Raw genomic sequence first — 19,887 nt, forward strand, 5'->3', positions numbered from 1 at the left:
CGATCCGCTCGGACCGCTCAATGCTTCATATGCTCGAACACCACGATCACGCCGGTCGGTTCGGGCTCATGCGCCATCAGGCGCGTCAGGTCGGAATCGCCCCAATCGGCGAGGCTGACGACCTCGCCGCTCTGGCGGTCGCTGCCGAGCGATCCCGTGGGCTCGAGGACCTTCAGGCCCATCTCGTCGACGAAGAAGGTGTGCTCGCCGAACATGCTGTTGAGCTGCGGCATCGCTGGATGTTCGTCGGGCAGCACCTGAGCGCCGAGCTGGTTGACGGTCTGCTTCACCTGTTCAGATGTGAGCTTCATGAGCTGCTCCGTTTCTATATCCGGTTTTCCTTGACCCAGGCGGGAGCATGCGTTCCCTGCGCCCTTGTCCGCCTGGCTCAATGTCCCGAACAGGCGCTGCGGACAAATGTTCCCGCAAAATGTATTTCGTGATCACACGCGCCGTCCGCCGCGCTCGCGGCACAAGATCGCCACAGGATGCACACGATCTGGCGGTGGGCCGCGCGCGCTACTCGCCGTTCTCGCCGACCGACAGCGCGCAGATACGTGACAGATAGGTGTAGGGCAGGCCGGTCTCCTCGGCCCAGGCGTTGAACTGCGCCTGCACCTTGGCGAGATCGCCCTTTGACTTGACCTCTTCAGCAATGTCGAGACCTGCACCGCGCAGGCAAACCGCCACGTCCTTGGACGTCACGAAACCGTCCCAGCCGACGAAGCGCAGCAGCATCTGGCCGGTATTGCCCCCTAGCCGGCTGCCGCGCTTGTTAAGGAGATCGAGCAGGCCGATCTCGTCGGACGACGGCCACTTCGCCAGAAACTTGCCGAAGCTGCCGTGCTCCTTCGCAATCTCCTGCACGAAGGCGGCGTTGTCCCGCACCGACATGATCTTGGCGCCGTTGCGCACGATGCGCACATCGCGCAGCAGGCCCTCCCAATACTCTTCAGGCTGAAAGGTGAGCTTGGCGGGCTGGAAATGCAGGAAGGCGTCTTCAAAGCCGTCCCATTTCGAATCGATCACGCTCCAGGCAAAGCCGGCGCAGAACACCCGCTTGGTCATTTCGGCGAGAATATGGTCGTCGCCGAGCCTGGCCAGCCGCTTGAGGTCCGGCTTGGCCGGCATCAGTCTCTCCAGCGCCTTGGGCCCGCCCTTGCGCTTCTCGGCGCGGGCGCGAATGGTCTTGAAGGGGGTCATGTGGAGACAGCTATTGAGGGTAGGCCACGACACCAGAATTTGGCGATCCGGTCCAGCCCTCGCGTTGCCGCCCCTTGCGCTCCGCGACGCGCCGCAGCATGCTGTCGCCCGTTGGATTGACGCGACGGGGCGGCCGGGCTGGTCTGCTTCTTGCTTTATGCCGTTTTTGGAATTCCCTGACATTTTGATCTCTCGCCGTCGGATTTTCCATGCGCTGCCTGGTCGTGGCCGACCTGCACTATTCGCTGCCTCAGCTCGACTGGCTGGTCAGCGCGGCGCCGCAATTCGACCTCGTGATCTTCGCCGGCGATGCGCTCGATATCGGCTCGATGGTGGATTTCCGCGCCCAGATCGTGGTGGTGAAGAAATACCTCGCGCTGCTGGCCGCGACGACCCGCGTGATCCTCTGCTCCGGCAATCACGACCTCGACGAGCGCAACGCCGAAGGCGAGAAGATTTCGCGCTGGATCTCGGAGGTGCGCGAGCTTGGCATTGCCTGCGATGGCGACAGCCTCAGCATCGGCGAAACCCTGTTCACGGTGTGCCCGTGGTGGGACGGACCTCAGGTCAAGCAACGTCTCATCGAGCAGTTGCGCGATGCCGCGGCCGTCAGGCCGCCGCGCTGGATCTGGGCGCATCACGCGCCGCCGGCGGATTCACCGACGAGCTGGGGCGGCAAGCGCTTCTTCGGCGACGTCGAGCTGGTGCAATGGATCGTGCAGCACCAGCCGTCGATGGTGATCTCGGGCCATGTGCATCAGTCGCCGTTCGTCACCGGCGGCTCGTGGTTCGACCGACTGGGCCAGACCTGGGTGTTCAATACGGGCCTGCAACCGGGCCGGCCGCCGACTTACATCGTGCTGGACCTCGGTGCGGACAAGGCATTCTGGTTGGCGGCCGGCGAGGCCCAGTGGATCGACCTGAATGCACCGCTGAAGCGCCCCGCCGCTCCCATCGAGGCGCCGCCCGACTGGCTCACATTCTTGGATCGGATTGCCGATCCGAGCCTGGCGAGACCTCCAGCGGCGGCAGGTTGATCATGCTCTGGAGCACTTCGCCGACCATGGCGAGATGCGTGCCGTGGCCGGCATATTGCCGCTTGAGATCGGCGAGATAGGTGTTGGCGACATTGAGCCGCTGCGCCAGCATTTTCGCGATCAGCAGGGCCACGCCCGGCTCCTTCTCGAGGAACGAGGCGGCATTCTCGAACTCATAGACGACCACGTCGGAGCAGGCCCGCACGGTTGCGGTGTGCGGCTGGCCCAGCAGCACGGACATTTCACCCAGCACCGCACCGGGCTCGGTGACGGTGGCGACCACCATCTCGCCCTTGAGCACCTCGAGCTTGCCTTGCATCAGCACGTAGAGATGGCCGGAGGTGCCCCCCTCGGTGACGATGATCGTGTCGGCGGCAAACTGCCGATCCGTTCCGCCAGTGCAATAGTCCAGGACCGCGCGCATCTTGCGAAAGCTCCCATCGCCGGGGATACCCAACGCCGGAATACTAGAGCACGATCCGTGCCACGCGGCAATCAACGGGGGTGCGGCTGGCGCGAGAGGCGCGTCACACCCGGGAGAGCGAAGGCACCTCTCCGGGCAGGATGGCCTGCAGGCCACCAAAGCGACGCTCACGGTTGTGGAAGGCCGCCAGCGCCTCAGTGAGATCGCTCGCCTCGAATTCGGGCCACATCCGCTCGGTGAAGTGCAACTCGGCATAGGCGCCTTCCCAGAGCAGGAAGTCCGACAGCCGCTTCTCGCCGGACGTGCGGATGATGAGATCGACGTCGCGAAGGCCAGCCTCGCCGGTCACGAGCTGCGAGAAGGCTTCCCGGGTGAGGCTCGTCAACGCGGCCGCCTTCGCCGCGGCATTGAGGATGGCGTCGCGCGCGGAATAATCGACGGCGATGCGCAAATGCAGCGCGCCGCCATCGGCGGTGGCCGCTTCGGCGCGGGTGATCGCGGTGGCGATGCCTTCGGGCAGGCGATCGCGGCGGCCGATGACGGTCAGGCGCACGCCGTTCCTGACCAGGCTCTGCACCTCGCTCGCGAGATAGAAGCGCAGCAAGGTCATCAGCGCGGCGACCTCGGCCTTCGGCCTCCGCCAATTGTCGGTGGAGAAGGCGTAAAGCGTCAGCGTGCCGATGCCCTGCTTGGGCGCGGTCTCGACGATACGGCGGATGGTCTCGACGCCGGCCTCGTGGCCACGTACGCGCGACAGGCCGCGCCGCGTCGCCCATCTGCCGTTGCCGTCCATGATGATGCCGACATGAAGCTTGTCGTTGCGTGACGTGATTTCACTTTGCATTGCAAAGTCTCCGGTCAAAAAGGGGAAGATCAGGTCGAGACCACGCCGAGGCGGCCGAGCGGCGGCGCCTCGCGGCCGGCGGCTTTCGCCGCGTCGCGCACCAGCCGCTCGAGCACGGCGAGATAGTCGAGGAAACGGCGGCGGCCGGCCTTGGTCAGGCGGCAGGTCGTGTGCGGGCGGTTACCCTCGTAGCCCTTGGTCACCTCGACGAGGCCGGCTTCCTGGAGCACGGCAAGGTGCCGGCTGAGATTGCCGTCGGTGAGGCCGCAGAGCTGCTTGAGATCGCCGAATGCCAGCCCCTTGGGATGCGCCATCAGCGAGGTCAGAAGCCCGAGCCTCGCCTTCTCGTGGATCACGCGGTCGAGTCCTTCATAAGAGAAGGGCGCGCTGTCAGTCTTCGACATCGTTGTCTCCGGACGCGAAATGCAGAATGGCCGCCATCACCGATTGCCCGATCACGAAGGGCAGCCCCATGGTCCACGGCGACAGCGTATGGGTTCGGCTCGCGAGCACCACGACCGCGAAGCCGGACACGAAATACCAGGCGCCGGCGAGCGCGACGGTGCGCGGCAGCGAGCGGACCGAGGCGAAAATGCCGAGCGACACCAGGATCTGCCACAGGCCCGGCAGCAGCCACAGCGTCTCGCTAGCGAACTTCCACATCACCACCGCGAGCAGCACGCCGGCAACGCCGGCGGGCAGAAACTGCTCGACCGCCTGGTGGATCATGGCGTCGGCAAGACCGGAATGATGGCGTTGCGAGCGCGCACGCATTTCGATCCCGATGATCAGCCCCGAGAGCACGGCGGCAATGAACCAGCCGATGAAGAAGCCGAGCGGCTCACCGGTGGGATCGTCCAGCAGCCAGAATTGCAGAACCGCGGTGATGAGCGCGACGGCGCCGGTCGCCGCCATCGTCGCCGGGCCGTAGCCGCGGAAGGCGGTGCCGGCCGCGATCTGGCTGCGGATCGCCACGATATCGGCGAGCGCCTTGTCGAGATCGCGCATTGGCAACGCCAAAACCTCGTTCCACCCGGGGCGTTCCGGGACTGCGGGCCCCGTTACTTTGTATTGCAAAGTATATGGCGCTGCAAAGCAAATGCAAGCCCGAATGTTGCGCCAGCCGGATCGAGCCCGAACGGACAACTGGCGGTTGCGCGTCACCTGCCCTCACGGATAAGATGGATTCAAAAGCGTTCCAGGGGGCTGGCATGTGGCTGAGGTCGTTTGTCGTCGCGTTTGTTTTCCAGATGATGCTCGCCGGGCTCGTTCAGGCGGCGGGGCCTTTCGGCACCATCCACATCGGCAACTGGAACGGTGGCGCTTTCACCAATGACTCGACCGGCGCGTTCACTCACTGCGCTGCAAGCACGCCCTACGCCAATGGCATGACTTTGCTTGTCGGCCAGGATTCGAGCAACGCGTGGCTGCTCGGTTTTGCCAATCCAGCGTTTCGGTTCAAGAAGGGCGAGAACCTGACGATCGACGTGACCTTCGACGGTCAGGCCGAGGTGAGGCTCTTTGCGACTGCCTTTTCCGAGGTCATGGTCTCGGCAGTTCTGCCTACGAACGTCGCTCGTGCCTTCCAGAAGGCGAGCCTGATGGTGGCGGTGGCGAGAGGCACGCCTTTCCAATTCAGCCTGACATCGACTGCCCCTCTGCTTGCGGCCGTCAGCAATTGTGTGACCCGGGTCAAGGCCGACGGGCTGGACAAGGTCGGCGACTTCACCAAGATGACCGCCAAGCCGCAGGCCGCGTCGGACAAGCAGGCGGCATCGCCGGCCGGCGGCAAACCCGCCAGAGCCAAGAGCGGCACCGGCTTCGTGGTGAGCACGAGCGGGCACATCGTCACCAACCACCATGTGATCGACGGCTGCGTCGGCGACATCAAGGGCAACCTCACCGGCGAGGCCGCAATGGTGCTGCGCTTGGTGTCGAGCGACGCCAACAACGATCTCGCCCTGTTGCAGGCGCCGTCGACGACGACATTCAAGGACTTTGCCCGGATCCGCGACCGCTCGATCCGCTCCGGCGATTCCGTGGTCGCGATCGGCTTTCCCTATCACGGAATCCTGACCTCGGACTTCACCGTGACGACCGGCATCGTGAGCTCGCTCAGCGGCATGCGCAACGACTCGCGCTTCCTGCAGATCAGTGCACCCGTACAGCCCGGCAATAGCGGCGGGCCGCTGTTCGATAACACCGGTCAGGTCGTGGGCGTGGTCACCGCAAAGATCCCGGCATTGCGCATCGCCGTAGCGACAGGCAACATTCCCGAGAACATCAACTTCGCCATCAAGACCGGCGTGCTGCGCGACTTCCTCGACAATTCCGTTGTGCCCTATCAGACCGCCGAACCGAAGAGCGAGCTCAAGACCACCGACATCGCCACCAACGCCCGGCCCTACACGATGCTGATCTCGTGCAATGCCACGGAGCAGGCGGACGCGAAGCGGTAGCTATCGAGGCAAGGCACACCCCGCACATCACCCTCGGCTGTCATTCCCCGCGAAGGCGGGGAATCCAGTACGCCGCGGCCTCTCGATTCATCACTGCCGTCTCGGAGTACTGGATCGCCCGGTCCCGGCTCCGCCAAGGCTACGCCGAGGCTCACACGGGTGCTCGGCGCGCCGAAGCTTCAGCGAAGGCGGCAAGCCGGGCGATGACACCGATGTTGCCGATCCGGCGTACAACCTCACCCGTGGCAGCACGCCGCCTTCGCCGGCTGCGGCTCGTACTGGTCGCGAAGGCGGACCCAGTCCATCGGATAGGGCAGGCCTTCCTCGTGACGGCCGAGCGGGGTGAGATCGAGATATTGATAGGCGGCGTTCATCATGTCGAGGCCGCGGGCGAAGCAGGAATAGGTGTGGAAGATCTGACCGGCCTCGTCGCGGTAGAACACGCTGATCCCAGGCAGCTCGGGGCCGTAGATCGGCGTGGTGCCGAAATTGTACATCGGCTTTCCGGTCTCGATCTCTTCCCGCGAGAACGTAACGCCGTAATCCCGGTTGAAATCGTTGTCGCCCGAGGAGACCCAGTCGAAGGTCCAGCCCATCCGCGTCTTGAAGGCCTCGAGCTTTGCGCTCGACGCCAGCGAGACCGCGGCCATGGACGTGTCGCGCGCGGCCAGATGCGGCACCATGCGCTCGAAACCGTCGGCCCAGAACGAGCAGCTCTTGCAGGCCGCGTCCCAATCGGGCGCGAACATCACGTGCTGGACGACGAGCTGCGGGCGGCCCTTGAACAGGTCGGCAAGCGTGACCTTGCCGTTCGGCCCGGTGAAGACGTAGGTCTTGTCGACCTTCACCCAGGGGAGCTGGCGGCGCTCGTCGGCCACCCGTTCGCGGGCCTGCGTCAACTCCTTCTCATGGGCCAGAAGGGCCTTGCGCGCCGCAATCCATTGCTCGCGCGAAACGATCTGATGTTGCTGCATGACACTCTCCTTTGGAACTCAGGCGACGAAGGCATCGAGCTTGTCGAAGAACGAGCTCCAGCCGCGCTGGTGGTTGTCGCGTGCGGTCTCGTCGAAGAACTGGGCGTGATGAAAGATCATCAAGGTGCCGGCACCGTCCGGCTTCAGCGAGATCGTCACCAGCGATTCACGTTCCGGCGTCGAGTGCCAGGCCCAGGTGAAGACGAGCAGCTCGTTCGGCACCACCTTGCGATAAAAGCCGCCGGCCTCGAAATATTCGCCGTCGTCGCGGGTGAAGCTGATGCGAAAGCTGCCGCCGACGCGCACGTCGAGCTCCGCTTGAAGCGTCGCCGGCTTCATGTTCGGCGGGCCGAACCATTGCGCTAGCTGCGCGGCTTGCGTCCAGGCGGCGTAGACCTTTGCCGGCGGCGCGCGGAGCCGGCGCGTGAGCGTGAGGCTTGGACGCTCTGCGGGGCGTTCGGCGGCGTTGGCGGCTGCGTTGGCCATGTCTCTTCCTCCACGAAGGCGGCAAGGCGATCGAGATTGTGGGACCAGAACTGCGCATAGCGATTGAGCCAGTTCATCGCCTGCTCCATCGGCCGCGCGGTGAGCCGGCAGGCGACCGTGCGCCCGGTCTTCTCGCGCACGATCAGGCCGGCATCCGTGAGCACGTCGAGATGCTTCATGATCGCCGGCAGCGAGACCGGAAACGGCGCGGCCAGCTCGCTCACCGACAGGCCGTCCTGCTCGCCTAGGCGCGCCAGCAATGCACGCCGCGTCGGGTCGGATAACGCCGCAAAGGTCCGGTCCAGCGTCTCGTCCTGATACTTAACCATTTGGTTTAGTATAGACGCGAGCGGAAAGCCGTCAAGCCCGAACCCGCGGGCACGGGTGCGCACGACTGCGTGATCAGGTTGCGATCAGTACGAAGCGCGATCAGTAGGGCGCGACAGGCCGCGCGCGCCGGTGCGGACGCGGCTGTGGGATTTGTTGCTGGCCGTAGGCGAAGCGAGGATTGCGATCGCAGTACAGCAGCCGCCCGGACACGCTGGCCTGGCATTGCTCATAGGTGCTGTAGGCGCATTCGCCGGGATAGTCATACTCGCCGCCCTGCGCGCACCAGGGATAATCGCGCGCCGTGGCGGGGGTGCTGGTGGCGAGACCGACGAGAACCATGGTGGCCAGCGCCGGCAACGCCGATTGCACCATGCGCATGATTCCAACTCCTCTCTTCGTGGTGCGAGGTACGGCCCCACATATCATCAGGTTTCGCCGCAGCGTTTTATTCCAGATCAACGAAGCAACGCAGACAAGAAAAAAGCCCTGCCGAACGGCAGGGCTCCCTTCTCGGGCATCACAAGATCGCTACTCGACCTTCAGGCCGGCGAACTCGACGACCTTCTTCCACTTCTCGGTCTCGGCCTTGATCTCCTCGCCGAACGCCTCGGGCGTCTGCACGCGAGGCTCGCCGCCGAGCTCGACCAGGCGCTTGGCCATGTCGGGCTCCTTCATCAGCGCGTTGACCTCGGCGTTGAGCTTGGCGATGATCTCCTTCGGCGTGTTCTTCGGCGCTCCCATGCCGAACAGCGCGCTCGCCTCGTAGCCCTTGACGGTCTCGGCGACCGTCTGCACGTCCGGCAATTGCGGCGAACGCTCCGCCGAGGTGACGCCGATGGCGCGCAGCGAGCCGGAGCGGATGTGCTGGATGATCGAGGGCATGTTGTCGAAGATCACCTGCACCTGGCCGCCCATCATGTCGGTGATCGCGGGCGCAGCGCCGCGATAGGGCACGTGCTGCATCTTGCAGCCGGTCATGGCCATGAACATCTCGCCGGACAGATGCACCGAGGTGCCGTTGCCGGACGAGGCCATGTTCACCTTGCCGGGATTGGCCTTCACATATTCGATGAACTCGGCGACGTTCTTGGCCGGCACGTCCTTGTTGACGGTCATCACGTTCGGCACGCGCTGGAACGAAGCGACCGGCGCCATGTCGCGCACGAAGTTGAACTTCAGGTTGGCATAGAGCGAGGCGTTGATGTAGTTGGCCGGATTGACCAGCTGCAGCGTGTAGCCATCGGGCTCGGCATTGATGACCGATTCGGTCGCGATATTGTTCCCGGCGCCCGGCTTGTTCTCGATCACGAACTGCTGGCCGAGCCTTTCCGACAGGCGCTGGCCGAGCAGCCGGCCCAGGATGTCGGTGGCCCCGCCCGGCGGATAGCCGACCACCCATTTCACCGGACGGGCCGGATAATCGGCGGCAAGGGCCTTCGACAGCGGGGTGGCTGCAAGCGGACTGGCGGCGAGCAGGCCCAGCGCGGTACGGCGAGTGATCATTTCAAGGGTTCTCCCAGTGTTGTTCTTGAAAGTCCGATAGCTTGAAAGTCGCGTCGGTGCGGTTGTAACAAAGCTTGTCGCAGGCGGAAAGTGCGCGGGGCGCATCACGACGAAAGGATGAGACATGCCGGTCAAGGTTCATGCACTGGATCATCTCGTGATCAATGTCAGCGATGTCGCGGTGACCGCGGAGTGGTATCGCAAGATTCTCGGCATGGAAGTCAAGGTGTTCGATCCCGGCGGCGGCAGGCCGCCCCGCACTTTGCTTGAATTCGGTAACCAGAAGATCAACGTCCGGCAACGCGATGCAGATAAAGTGGAGTGGTTCACCGCCGGCCACCCGACCGCCGGCAGCGAGGATCTGTGCTTTCTCACCTCGGCCACACCCGACGAGGTGGTGGCGCATTTAAGGGCACATGGCGTCGCGATCGAAGCAGGCCCGGGCCCGAGGCAAGGCGCCCGCGGCACGCTGCGCTCGGTCTATTGCCGGGATCCGGATGGCAGCTTGATCGAGATCTCGTCGTACGAGGATTGAGGCCTCCGCCCCTAGCCCCACCCGTCATTGCTTCGTCGCAAGGGCTCCTCGCAATGACGGGGAGAGAGCGCAGCCCTACACGCATCATCCGATTTGCACCCGGCGTCATCCGATGGCAGGAAGACGCAATCATCAAAAGACAGCCGCCAGCAAGATGCGGGCTGCACGGGGAGGAGCCATGCCAGTTCAACAGACCACACCCGGAATCGTCGGACCGTTCGAGGGGCTCGACGTGCCCTGGCTGCTCAAGCTGCGCGCCGAGGTCCGGCGTGATCATCCGTTCCTGATCTGGGCGCCGTTCGACGCGCCGGCGCGGCGCTGGAGCTACGGCGAGTTTCACGAGTGCGTCGGTGCGCTCGCGGCAGGGCTCGCCAGGCGCGGCGTCAAGCCCGGCGAATATGTGCTCATTCATCTGGACAATTGCATCGAGGCGATGCTGGCCTGGTTTGCCTGTGTCGAGCTCGGCGCCATCGCGGTCACCACCAACACCCGCTCGGCGCCGGCCGAGATCGAATATTTCGCCGATCATTGCGGCGCGGTCGCCGCGATCACGCAGCCGGCCTATGCGGAAATCGTCGCGCAGAACTGCCGCAACATTCGCTGGCTGGCTGTGACCTCGCACGATGCGGGCGCGGCGCCGGCGCAAGCGGTCTCGCGCGGCGACAGCTTCGAATCGCTGTTCGCCGACAGCGCCGCCCGTCCCGGGCGCGCGACCGATCCGCTCGCACCATGCAGCGTGCAGTACACGTCTGGCACGACATCGCGCCCCAAAGCGGTGCTGTGGACCCATGCCAACGCGCTGTGGGGAGCCAAGATCAACGCTGCGCATGAGGACCTTCACGCCGGCGACGTGCACCAGGCCTATCTGCCGCTGTTCCACACCAACGCGCTGGCCTATTCCATGCTGGCGACGCTGTGGGTCGGGGCGACTTGCGTGATCCAGCCGCGCTTCTCCGCAAGCCGGTTCTGGGGCGTCGCGCGCGAGCATGGCGCGACCTGGACCTCGACGATTCCGTTCTGCATGAAGGCGCTGCTCGAGCAGGAGATCCCGAAGGACCATAAATTCCGCCTGTGGGGCACCGCGATCAACGAGCCGCCGGCGTTCGCCGCCTTCGGCGTCAAGATGATCGGCTGGTGGGGCATGACCGAGACCATCACCCACGGCATCGTCGGCGAGGTCGACCAGCCCAACATCCCGATGTCGATCGGGCGCGCCGCGCCCGAGTATCGGATCCGCATCACGGACGACGAGGGACGGCCGACCGCAGTCGGCGACACCGGCAATCTCGCGATCAAGGGCATTCCGGGGTTGTCGCTGTTCGCCGAGTACCTGCACAACGAGAAGGCGACGCGCGAGAGTTTTGACGAGCACGGCTTCTTCCTCACCGGCGACCGCGTCGAGCGGCTCGAGAACGGCTTCATCAAGTTCGGCGACCGCGCCAAGGACATGCTGAAGGTCGGCGGCGAGAACGTCGCGGCCTCCGAGATCGAGCAGGTGATCGCGCTCGTGCCGGGCGTGCGCGAGGCCGCCGTGGTGGCGAAGAAGCATCCGATGCTGGACGAGGTGCCGGTCGTCTTCATCATCCCGCAGGGCGGCGTCGCGGGTGCTGCGCCCGACCTGCATGATCGCGTGATGGAAGCCTGCCGCAAGGGCCTCGCCGATTTCAAGCTGCCGCGCGAGATCAGGCTCGTCGACGACATGCCGCGCTCGACGCTGGAGAAGGTGGCGAAGGCGGAGCTGCGGAAGCTGGTGGGGTGAGCGAGGTGCCGTAGGGTGGGCAAAGCGAAGCGTGCCCACCATTCATTTCACGAACGCGGATGCATGGTGGGCACGGCGCGCGAAGGGCGCGCCTTTGCCCACCCTACGATACTACGATACCGAAATCAGAACGACCCCAGCGCCACCGGGCGGAACGCCTGCAGCAGCTGCTGGTCGAGCTTGCCGCCCATGCCTTCCATCATCGTGAAGGCGCGGGAGTGGGTGAAGGGCATGCGGTAGGCGCGCTTCTCCACCAGGGCGGCGTAGATGTCGACGATCGTCGTCAGCCGCACGATGTCGCTGATCTGGTTCGACGACAGGCCGTTCGGATAGCCGGAGCCGTCGAGGAATTCATGATGATGCAGCACGACGTCGAGCATCTCCGGCGGGAAGCCGCCTTGAGCGGCGAGCGCGTCATAGCCGCGGCGCGGATGCTGGCGGACCTCGGCCGTCTCCTCGTCGTTGAGCTTGCCCGGCTTGTCGAGCAGCCAGGCCGGAACGAAGGCCTTGCCGACGTCGTGCAGCAGCGCGGCGCGGGTCAGGCGGCGCTGGTCGTCCTCGCGCATGCCGAGATGCTGCGCGAAGGCGACGGCGAAGCCGGTGACGAACAGGCAGTGGCGATAGCTGCCGACATGATGGCAGCCGACCGTGGTGAGCCATTCGCGCAGCGAGGAATGCTTGATCGCCTTCAGGATCTTGCTCTCGGCGGCGATGACGTCGTCGAAGGTCAGGGGCACGCCGAGCGGCAGCTTCTCGAACATCTTGGTCAGCACCGCATGCGCCGCCTCGACGCCGCGGTTGAGCGTCTTGCCGCGATCGGTCGCGTCATAGGCGGCCGTGTCCGGGAAGGCGGCGCGGATGCGCTGAAGGATGGCGTCCGCCTGGAGCGGCCGTGAGATGGTGTCGGTGGCCCCTAGCGCCCAGGCCTGCATGGTGCCGTGATGCAGGGCGTCCGCGAGCACGAACAGCCGCGGCATCGAACGGTAGGCATCGCCGCGCAGCTTGTTGCGCACCCGCTGCACGCTCTCGGGCGAGCGCAGGTTGATGTCGACCACGAGGCCGGAGAGATCGCGCGCCGGTTGGTCGGGGATCTCCTCCGTCTTCACGGTGGAGACGTCGCCAACCGCTTTCAAGATGCTGGCGAGCTCGCTGCTGCCGTCGCTGCGATCGGAGGCGAGCAGAAGCCGACGGTTGGCGGCGGGTTTGGCTGAGGCGTTCATGACTTCCCCAAAGCACGGACTGGATTTGGCGTCAGCCTAAGCCGGATCAGGTTCTCCGGGCCTTAAGAGGCGTGCTCAATGGGACCTTGGGGAATTCGGTGCAATTTTAGGGATTTGGATTCCGTGGCGGCTCCAAACCAGAACCGCGAAAACAACCCCATGCACAGTAGAAAGGGCATTGATCGGAAAGAGGAATTTTGGACGCTATCCGCCCCACCCTCCGCTGTCATCGCCCGGCTTGACCGGGCGATCCAGTACTCCGAGACGGCGCGGCTAGGGCCGAGAAGCCGCGGCGTACTGGATGCCCCGCCCCCGTGCGCAATTGCGCACTAGGCGGAGCATGACACCGAGCGTGGAGTGCAAACACCAAAACAAATCCGCCGGAGGCTCGCCTCCGGCGGATCATCTCATTCGGCAATCAGCCTACGCCTTCATGCTCGCCTTCACGGCCTCCGCCGTGATCGGCAGAGCGCGGACGCGGGCACCGCTGGCGTTGAAGATGGCGTTGCCGATGGCCGGCGCCACCACCGTCACCGCGGGCTCGCCGACGCCGGTGGCCTTCTCGCCATTGGCGATCACGGCAATCGCGACCTCGGGCGTCTGGCTCATGCGCAAGGGCGTGTAGCTGTCGAAATTGGTCTGCTCGATGCCACCGTCCTTCAGCGTCGCCTTCTCGTACATCGCCAGCGACAGGCCCCACAGCGCCGCACCCTCGACCTGGGCGCGGATGTTGTCGGGATGCACCTGCGTGCCGACGTCGGTTGCGACCGTGAGCTTCTTCACGGTCACCGCCCCCGACGCCGCGACGGCGACGTGAGCGACGCACGCCGTCCAGCTCGCGGACGCGCGCTCCTGCGAGGAGACGCAGGCGACGCCCATGCCCTCGCCTTTCGGCAATTGCCTGGTGCCGTAGCCGGACAGTCCCATCGCGGCGAGCAGCGTGTTGCGCAAGCGCTGCGCGCCGCCGTCGTTCTTGCCGGCGCCGTCGAGCAGCGAGATGCGGAACTGGGCGGGATCCTTGCCCGTCGCCGCCGCGATCTCGTCGATCATGCTTTCGACCGCCCAGAAGGTCCAGCCCGGCGCCACCGAACGGAGCTGGCCGGACGGCGTGGCATTGTGCGCGAGCTCGTTCTTGATCGCGCGCACATAATGGTTGGGCACGGTGTAGAAGAAGTCCGCCCCGTTCACCGTGAAGGAATCGAGCGGGCCCTTCTTGTCGACCGAGGGCGTCAGGAAGTCAGGGATTCCCCAGCGCGCGGTCGGCCAGGCCGAGACCACATCGTGGCTGATCGCAATGAGCTTGTCATCGCCGTCCACGCCGGCCTTGACCTTTTGATAGGTGAGCGGACGCGAGAAATCCATCGTCATGTCGTTCTCGCGCGAATAGATCACCTTCACCGGCTTGCCGACTGCCTTCGCCGCCTGCACGGCGGGAATCATCATGTCGGCATCGAGACGCCGGCCGAAGCCGCCGCCCAGCCACATCTGGTGCATGACGGCGAATTTCGGATCGATCCCGGCCGCGCCCGCCGCGATCGCGCCGGAGCGCGTCGCGAACTGGTTGCCGGAATAGATGTGCAGGATGTCGCCCTTGAACTCCGCGGTGGCGTTCATCGGCTCCAGCGGCGCGTGGATGTTGATGCTGGTGGTGTATTCCGCCTCCACCACCTTGGCCGCCGAACCGAAGGCAGCAACGGGATCGCCGTCCTTGACGAAGAACTGGCCGGAATCATCCAGCTTCTGAAGCCGCTTGGCTTCATCGAGCAGCGACTGGCTCGACAGCTTGGCGTTCGGACCGCTGTCATAAGCGATCTTCAGCGCATCCGCCGCCCTGCGGGCGTTGGCATAGGTGTTAGCGACCGCGACCACCCAGCCGGAGGTGGTTCCGGTCTTGTCGTCGAGGATGACCGCCTTCAGGAAGCCGGGCACCTTCCTGGCTTCGCTGTCGTCGACCGATTTCACGGTCGCGCCGAAGCGCACCGGCGGGGTCACCACCTTGCCGTAGACCATGCCCGGCAGCATCACGTCGATGCCATATTTGGCCGTGCCGTTGGTCTTGGAGGGGATGTCGAGCTGCGGCACCGAGACGCCGATCATGGTGTATTGGTCCGGCGTCTTCAGCTTGATTGCCTTCAGCTCGTCCGGCGTGAAGGTTTTCGTCACCTTGCCGCTTCGGACGATCTCGGCAAAGCTCATCTGCTTCTTCGACTTCGGATGCGAGATCACGGAATCGCGGACCACGAGCTGATCCCTAAAATAGGGCGGCAGACCCATGGCGGCGGCCGCCGCCTCGGTCAGTGCGATGCGACCGGCAGCGCCGGCGCGGCTCATCGCCTCGAAGTTCATCATGGTCGACCAGCTGCCGCCGGTGATCTGCGCGCCCAGCACGGGATCGTTGAACTTGGGATCGTTGGAGGCGAGCTGCACGCGCATGTCGCTCCACTTCGCGCCCAGCTCCTCACAGACGATCTGCGCCATGGTGGAGGCGATGTGCTGGCCCATATCGGCCTTGCCGCAGGTCACGGTGACGAGCCCGTCCGGCGAGATCGCATACCAGACACTCGGCTCGAAATTGGCGGGCGCGGCGGCCGCCGCGGACTCGATGCCGGGCACGCCGGCATAGCCGAGCACGAGGCCGGCGGCGGCGGTGCCGACCAGGAAGGAGCGGCGGCTGAGATCGGTCGTCTCGGGCGTGAGGTTCTTCACGTGGCTGTTCATGTGGGCCTCCGCTCGCTGGAGGTGGCGGACGCGGTGCGCATCTCGGATGCGGCGCGCATGATCGCCTTCTGGATCCGCGAATAGGTCATGCAGCGGCAGAGATTGCCGTCCATATGCGCGACCACTTCTTCCCTGGTCGGATTCGGATTCTTCGCGAGCAGCGAGGCCGCCTGCATGATCTGGCCGGACTGGCAGTAGCCGCATTGCGGCACCTGCTCGGCGATCCACGCCTTCTGCAAGGGATGATCGCCCTTGGCGGAGAGGCCTTCGATGGTGGTGATCTTCTTGCCGGCGACGTCACTGAGCATGGTCTGGCACGAGCGCACGGCTTCGCCGTTGACGTGCACGGTGCACGCACCGCACAGCCCGGCACCGCAGCCGAACTTGGTGCCGGTCATCTGCAATTGCTCGCGGATCGCCCAGAGGAGCGGCGTGTCGTTCGCCGCATCCACGGACAGACTCCGCCCGTTGATGGTGAGTGTTGGCATAGGCGTCTTCCCCTGCCGGTGCATGAAGCCGCTTACGGCGGCAACTTGTGCAGCGGACGCCCACCGGGCTGGCGTCAGCCTTGCCCGCGAGAATGATCACGTTCAGACGCGGAAGCAAATGCAATTTGGAAGCAGTCGAAAAAAGCCACCACCACACCCACTCGTTGTGCGCCGCGCCAACGACACCGACGCAGCCACTGGACACAACAGCGCGTGCGTCCGACATGCGTGCCATCGCATTCAGGCAGTTTCTTCGAGGTAACTTGGCGGGCTAGAGTGCAGCCGCACGCAAACCCTTATCCTCCCCTGGAGGGGTCCGGGACGAGCGTAGCTCGCCCGTGGTCGATCGCGCGCAGCGCGAGCGGGGTGGGGCGATCTCTCCACACGAACACTGTTGGAGGTGGAGAGACCGTCACCCCACCCCGTCTCACATTTCGCTACGCTTCATGTGAGCCGACCCTCCCCCTCCAGGCAGGGCAATCGCATATGAACCTTCACCAGAGGTCGTCATGCCCGGGCCTGTCCCGGGCATCCACGTTCTTTGTGCTGCGTAGCAAGGCGTGGATGGCCGGGACAAGCCCGGCCATGACGATGTGGAGAGTATCGTGCCCAAAAGTGTACTGCTCATATGCGATAGCCCTGCCCCTCCAGGGGAGGGTGAAGCACCGAGTTAGCGGCGAAAAAAGAAAGGGGCGGAAACAATGCCGAAGATCGATCGCGACGCCGTCAACATCGATCAGCCCCAGGCTTTTGTTGACGCGGTCGCGCCTTTCCTAAAGAACTTGCCGGCATAGGTCGATCAAGCAAGGATTTGGGCGATGAAGCTGATGATGCTGGCCGCGGGCACGATGTTGCTGTCGATCTCTGCGCAGGCCGAGCCGTTCGGCGCCGCTCCGCGCCAGCCCTTCGTCGTGACCTTGTCGAACAACACGCCGCTCGCCTTCGGCATGGATGCCGAACAGACCGCGCGCGCCCTCGGCCAGCCGCTGCAATATGTGCGGGGACGTCCGGGCAACGAGATCTATCTCGCTTTGCGCAACATCGGCGGCAGCGGCCTGATCCCCTACCGCCACCGCCTGTTCCTGCAATTCCGCCACGGACGGCTGGCAGGATGGAAGGAGGATTACGGCGAGAACTGGATGTGGGAGTGAGGTGCCCCTTCGTGACGCAAGGTAATCGCATCTGCGCCGTCATGCGTTGATGTTGCCACATCGTCATGGCCGGGCATAGCCGTCCGAAGGACGGCGTCGCTTCCGCTCGCCTATGTCCCGGCCATCCACGATCTTTCGTACGGCACGAAGGACGTGGATGCCCGGGACAAGCCCGGGCATGACGAGTTTGTGGAGCGAGCAGAATTCCCAATCGAAGACCAACCAAGAAGGACAACCCGCGTGGGACAGGACATCAAGCTGACGGCCTCCGACAATTTCGAGCTCGGCGCCTATCGCGCTGATCCCGCGGGCACGCCGAAAGGCGCGGTGGTGGTGATCCAGGAGATTTTTGGGGTCAATCACCACATCCGCTCTGTCTGCGACCGCCTTGCGGGGGAAGGTTATGTCGCGATTGCACCGTCGATCTTCGACCGGACGTCGCCGAACTTCCAGTCGGGCTATTCGCCGGACGAGATTGCGGAGGCACGCAAATTCGTGGCCAATCCGGACTGGGCCGCGATGCTGCGCGACACGCAAGCGGCGATCGACGCGGCCAGAAGCGTCGGGCCCGTGGGCATCATCGGCTTTTGCTTAGGCGGCAGCGTCGCCTTCGTCGCGGCGACGCGATTGACCGGCCTGAAGGCCGCGATCGGCTATTACGGCGGCGCGGTCGTGCGCTTTGCCGACGAGACGCCGAAGGTGCCGACGCAGCTGCATTTCGGCGAGAAGGATGCCGGCATCCCGCTGGCCGACGTCGAAGCCGTCAAGTCGAAGCGGCCGGATGTCGAAGTCTTCGTCTATCCGGGCGCCCAGCATGGTTTCCATTGCGACGAGCGCGCCAGCTACGACAAGGCCAGCGCCGACATCGCCTGGCCGCGCAGCATGGCATTTTTCGCGAAGCATTTGAAATGAGGGCGCGTCTCTCTCCACCGTCATTCCGGGATGCGCCGATAGGCGCAGGCCCGGAATCCATCGGGCCACAGAGATGGTGGAGAAATGGATTCCGGGTTCGCGCTGCGCGCGCCCCGGAATGACGAGGGGAGAAAACCCTAGAACCAGCGCTCGCCGACGAACACGGTGTCGCCCGGCGCCAGGGGCGTGCCGAGCGGCACCACGGCGCGCATGGCGCCGCCGTTCTCGGTGTGCGTGACGGTGACCATGTCGCGCTTGGCGCGCGGCGAGAAGCCGCCGGCGATCGCGACCGCGCTCTCGACCGTCATGTTCGGCACGTAAGGATATTGGCCGGGCGCGAGGACCTCGCCGAGGATGAAGAACGGGCGATAGGTCTCGATCTCGACCGCCACCGACGGCTCGCGGATGTAGCCGTTGCGCAGGCGTGCGGCGATCTCGCCGGCAAGGCCCGCGGTGGTGCGGCCGCGGGCCGGCACGGCGCCGATCAGCGGCATGGTGATGGAGCCGCCGGCGTCGATCGAATAGCTGTTGGTGAGACCTTCCTGGCCGTAGACCACGACGCGAAGCCTGTCGCCGGCGTCGAGATGATAGGAGGCGCCATTGCGCACCGGCGCCGCCATCGGCACGGCGTAGCCGACCGGCATCGGTGCGGGCGCGGCGGCAAAGGAATTGCGCAGCGCGCCGATGGCGCCGTCGGCGACGGCAACCGGTTGCGGCGCGCTATAGGGCTGGCCATAGGCCATCGCATCGAGATCGGGACGGGGCTGCATTACCGCGACGGGACCTGTCGTCTGCATGCAGCCACCCAGGGCAAGCGCGGCGGACGCTGCCAAGGACGCCAAGTTCGACCATCGAAACGCGCGTGCAACCGGCACCGGACCTATCCCTCGAAACGAGACGGCTCCAGTGATGCACCGGTTATGGTTAATAAAGCGTTGAGTGGGGGGGCTCCAACCCTCCCCTGGAGGGGGAGGGTCGATCGCGCGCAGCGCGAGCGGGGTGGGGTGACAGTCTCTCCGCAAGGTGCACTGCCCGAGTGGAGAGATCACCCCACCCCGGCACACATCTCGCTTCGCTCAATGTGCGCCGACCCTCCCCCTCCAGGGGAGGGTAAGCAACACCTTCGTTCGCGGCGAACTTACGCACGGCCGATCGGACAGGACACGCCATGTTACGCGGCCGCCAGCTCCAGGCTCAATCCCGGGAATAGCCGATCAAGGGCTTGCGCGGGCGGAACAGGATCATCAGGAGGATGCCGAGAATGCCGAGGACGGCGAAGACCGGCTGCTCCAGCACCAGGCGGATCACCGAGGTCCAGAGCCAGGGCGCCTTGGCCTCGACCCAGGTGCGGAAGGCCGACTGGCTGGCCTGATTGATGTCATTCCAGAACTGGCCGAACCGGGTGAATTTGAGGGTCTGGTCGGCCACCCAGCGGGCGCCGTCATAGACCATGAAGATGAACCCGCCGGCGAGCAGCAACAGCCCAATCAGTCGGAAAAAGCCGCGGATCATGCCTCACCTACGATGGTCGTCCGGTCGGACGACCTCTTGGAACGTTGCCAGCCAATAGCCGGGCGACGGCAGAAATTCAACCTCTTCAGGGCGTTACGGCGCCCATCAAAGCCGCCGAGGGTCGGATTTCCAGCTCCGAAAGCGTTGACGGTGCCAAAGACCCTCTCTATAAGGGCGCCAATTGGCGGTGGGCGCAATCCTGCCGCCGCTGTTCTTTGAGCAGTTGCAGGCACCTTGAGCTTCAGGCACCTTGAGCTTGAAGACGCTTTGGAGCCTCAGAGACAGCCGCAAGGCCGTCGCTCATGTTCCGGGAACGGCCCAGCAACCGAACA

At 64.9% G+C, this 19,887-nt stretch carries 21 protein-coding genes and 1 pseudogene; 6 read left to right on the top strand and 16 right to left on the bottom strand.

From position 1 onward, the window contains the following. Positions 1 to 17: 17 nt before the first annotated feature. Positions 18 to 311, bottom strand: a complete 294-nt coding sequence (locus JQ566_RS13635; RefSeq protein WP_036038628.1) for a hypothetical protein — start codon at positions 309 to 311, stop codon at positions 18 to 20. 208 nt (positions 312 to 519) lie between these two features. Further along, positions 520 to 1,203 (bottom strand): DNA-3-methyladenine glycosylase I, encoded by a 684-nt coding sequence (locus JQ566_RS13640; protein WP_212372745.1) that lies wholly within the window; start codon positions 1,201 to 1,203, stop codon positions 520 to 522. 209 nt (positions 1,204 to 1,412) lie between these two features. Between JQ566_RS13640 and JQ566_RS13645 the strand changes: the two genes are divergently transcribed. Then, entirely contained in the window at positions 1,413 to 2,240 is an 828-nt protein-coding gene (locus JQ566_RS13645) for a metallophosphoesterase family protein (RefSeq protein ID WP_212372746.1), read from the top strand. Here the strand turns inward: JQ566_RS13645 and JQ566_RS13650 are convergent. The 4 genes from JQ566_RS13650 to JQ566_RS13665 form a co-directional block, all read right to left on the bottom strand. After that, positions 2,179 to 2,664: a Crp/Fnr family transcriptional regulator gene (locus JQ566_RS13650; RefSeq protein ID WP_212372747.1), complete on the bottom strand. Its 486-nt coding sequence runs from the start codon at positions 2,662 to 2,664 to the stop codon at positions 2,179 to 2,181. The two genes, JQ566_RS13645 and JQ566_RS13650, sit on opposite strands and share 62 nt — an antisense overlap. Positions 2,665 to 2,767: 103 nt before the next feature. Beyond that, entirely contained in the window at positions 2,768 to 3,508 is a 741-nt protein-coding gene (locus JQ566_RS13655) for a di-trans,poly-cis-decaprenylcistransferase (RefSeq protein ID WP_212372748.1), read from the bottom strand. A 29-nt stretch (positions 3,509 to 3,537) separates the two neighbouring features. Continuing rightward, the gene (locus JQ566_RS13660) at positions 3,538 to 3,912 is read right to left on the bottom strand and encodes a transcriptional regulator (protein ID WP_212372749.1); all 375 of its coding nucleotides are present in this window, start codon (positions 3,910 to 3,912) and stop codon (positions 3,538 to 3,540) included. Further along, the gene (locus JQ566_RS13665) at positions 3,899 to 4,516 is read right to left on the bottom strand and encodes a hypothetical protein (RefSeq protein ID WP_212372750.1); all 618 of its coding nucleotides are present in this window, start codon (positions 4,514 to 4,516) and stop codon (positions 3,899 to 3,901) included. The genes JQ566_RS13660 and JQ566_RS13665 overlap by 14 nt, the downstream gene beginning before the upstream one ends. Positions 4,517 to 4,719: 203 nt before the next feature. Between JQ566_RS13665 and JQ566_RS13670 the strand changes: the two genes are divergently transcribed. Next, on the top strand, positions 4,720 to 5,967 hold the full coding sequence (locus JQ566_RS13670) for a S1C family serine protease (protein ID WP_212373087.1): 1,248 nt from the start codon (positions 4,720 to 4,722) through the stop codon (positions 5,965 to 5,967). A gap of 236 nt (positions 5,968 to 6,203) precedes the next feature. Here the strand turns inward: JQ566_RS13670 and JQ566_RS13675 are convergent, their stop codons facing one another. From JQ566_RS13675 to JQ566_RS13695, 5 genes and pseudogenes are all read right to left on the bottom strand, one after another. Next, the gene (locus tag JQ566_RS13675; protein ID WP_212372751.1) at positions 6,204 to 6,941 is read right to left on the bottom strand and encodes a DUF899 domain-containing protein; all 738 of its coding nucleotides are present in this window, start codon (positions 6,939 to 6,941) and stop codon (positions 6,204 to 6,206) included. Between the two features lie 18 nt (positions 6,942 to 6,959). Beyond that, a pseudogene (locus tag JQ566_RS13680) lies at positions 6,960 to 7,295 on the bottom strand (SRPBCC family protein); the annotation flags it as partial. Positions 7,296 to 7,303: 8 nt separating this feature from the next. Beyond that, entirely contained in the window at positions 7,304 to 7,756 is a 453-nt protein-coding gene (locus JQ566_RS13685) for an ArsR/SmtB family transcription factor (RefSeq protein ID WP_212372752.1), read from the bottom strand. A gap of 100 nt (positions 7,757 to 7,856) precedes the next feature. Beyond that, positions 7,857 to 8,135: a DUF3551 domain-containing protein gene (locus JQ566_RS13690; protein ID WP_212372753.1), complete on the bottom strand. Its 279-nt coding sequence runs from the start codon at positions 8,133 to 8,135 to the stop codon at positions 7,857 to 7,859. A 150-nt stretch (positions 8,136 to 8,285) separates the two neighbouring features. Next, positions 8,286 to 9,260, bottom strand: coding sequence for a Bug family tripartite tricarboxylate transporter substrate binding protein (locus tag JQ566_RS13695; RefSeq protein WP_212372754.1), 975 nt, complete (start codon positions 9,258 to 9,260; stop codon positions 8,286 to 8,288). 124 nt (positions 9,261 to 9,384) lie between these two features. Here JQ566_RS13695 and JQ566_RS13700 point away from each other — a divergent pair, with 124 nt between their 5' ends. Then, positions 9,385 to 9,795, top strand: a complete 411-nt coding sequence (locus JQ566_RS13700) for a VOC family protein (RefSeq protein WP_212372755.1) — start codon at positions 9,385 to 9,387, stop codon at positions 9,793 to 9,795. Positions 9,796 to 9,973: 178 nt separating this feature from the next. Next, the gene (locus JQ566_RS13705; protein ID WP_212372756.1) at positions 9,974 to 11,554 is read left to right on the top strand and encodes an AMP-binding protein; all 1,581 of its coding nucleotides are present in this window, start codon (positions 9,974 to 9,976) and stop codon (positions 11,552 to 11,554) included. Positions 11,555 to 11,679: 125 nt separating this feature from the next. Here JQ566_RS13705 and JQ566_RS13710 read toward each other — a convergent pair whose 3' ends face one another. The 3 genes from JQ566_RS13710 to JQ566_RS13720 form a co-directional block, all read right to left on the bottom strand. Next, positions 11,680 to 12,774 carry an HD-GYP domain-containing protein gene (locus JQ566_RS13710; protein ID WP_212372757.1) on the bottom strand — a complete coding sequence of 365 codons (1,095 nt, stop codon included), beginning with the start codon at positions 12,772 to 12,774 and terminating at the stop codon, positions 11,680 to 11,682. 423 nt (positions 12,775 to 13,197) lie between these two features. Next, positions 13,198 to 15,492 (bottom strand): xanthine dehydrogenase family protein molybdopterin-binding subunit, encoded by a 2,295-nt coding sequence (locus tag JQ566_RS13715; protein ID WP_212372758.1) that lies wholly within the window; start codon positions 15,490 to 15,492, stop codon positions 13,198 to 13,200. Continuing rightward, positions 15,489 to 15,980, bottom strand: a complete 492-nt coding sequence (locus tag JQ566_RS13720) for a (2Fe-2S)-binding protein (RefSeq protein ID WP_212372759.1) — start codon at positions 15,978 to 15,980, stop codon at positions 15,489 to 15,491. The genes JQ566_RS13715 and JQ566_RS13720 overlap by 4 nt, the downstream gene beginning before the upstream one ends. Before the next feature lie 818 nt (positions 15,981 to 16,798). Between JQ566_RS13720 and JQ566_RS13725 the strand changes: the two genes are divergently transcribed. Both JQ566_RS13725 and JQ566_RS13730 read left to right on the top strand, forming a co-directional pair. Next, a complete protein-coding gene (locus JQ566_RS13725) occupies positions 16,799 to 17,131 on the top strand; it encodes a hypothetical protein (RefSeq protein ID WP_212372760.1) in 333 nt (110 codons plus the stop codon). Between the two features lie 240 nt (positions 17,132 to 17,371). Further along, positions 17,372 to 18,043, top strand: coding sequence for a dienelactone hydrolase family protein (locus tag JQ566_RS13730; protein ID WP_212372761.1), 672 nt, complete (start codon positions 17,372 to 17,374; stop codon positions 18,041 to 18,043). 137 nt (positions 18,044 to 18,180) lie between these two features. Here the strand turns inward: JQ566_RS13730 and JQ566_RS13735 are convergent, their stop codons facing one another. Beyond that, entirely contained in the window at positions 18,181 to 18,918 is a 738-nt protein-coding gene (locus JQ566_RS13735) for a polysaccharide biosynthesis/export family protein (RefSeq protein WP_212372762.1), read from the bottom strand. Positions 18,919 to 19,237: 319 nt separating this feature from the next. Next, positions 19,238 to 19,555 (bottom strand): hypothetical protein, encoded by a 318-nt coding sequence (locus JQ566_RS13740; RefSeq protein ID WP_025033220.1) that lies wholly within the window; start codon positions 19,553 to 19,555, stop codon positions 19,238 to 19,240. Positions 19,556 to 19,887: the final 332 nt, after the last annotated feature.

This window comes from Bradyrhizobium sp. SZCCT0231, assembly GCF_018130245.1.
Lineage (GTDB): Bacteria > Pseudomonadota > Alphaproteobacteria > Rhizobiales > Xanthobacteraceae > Bradyrhizobium > Bradyrhizobium japonicum_F.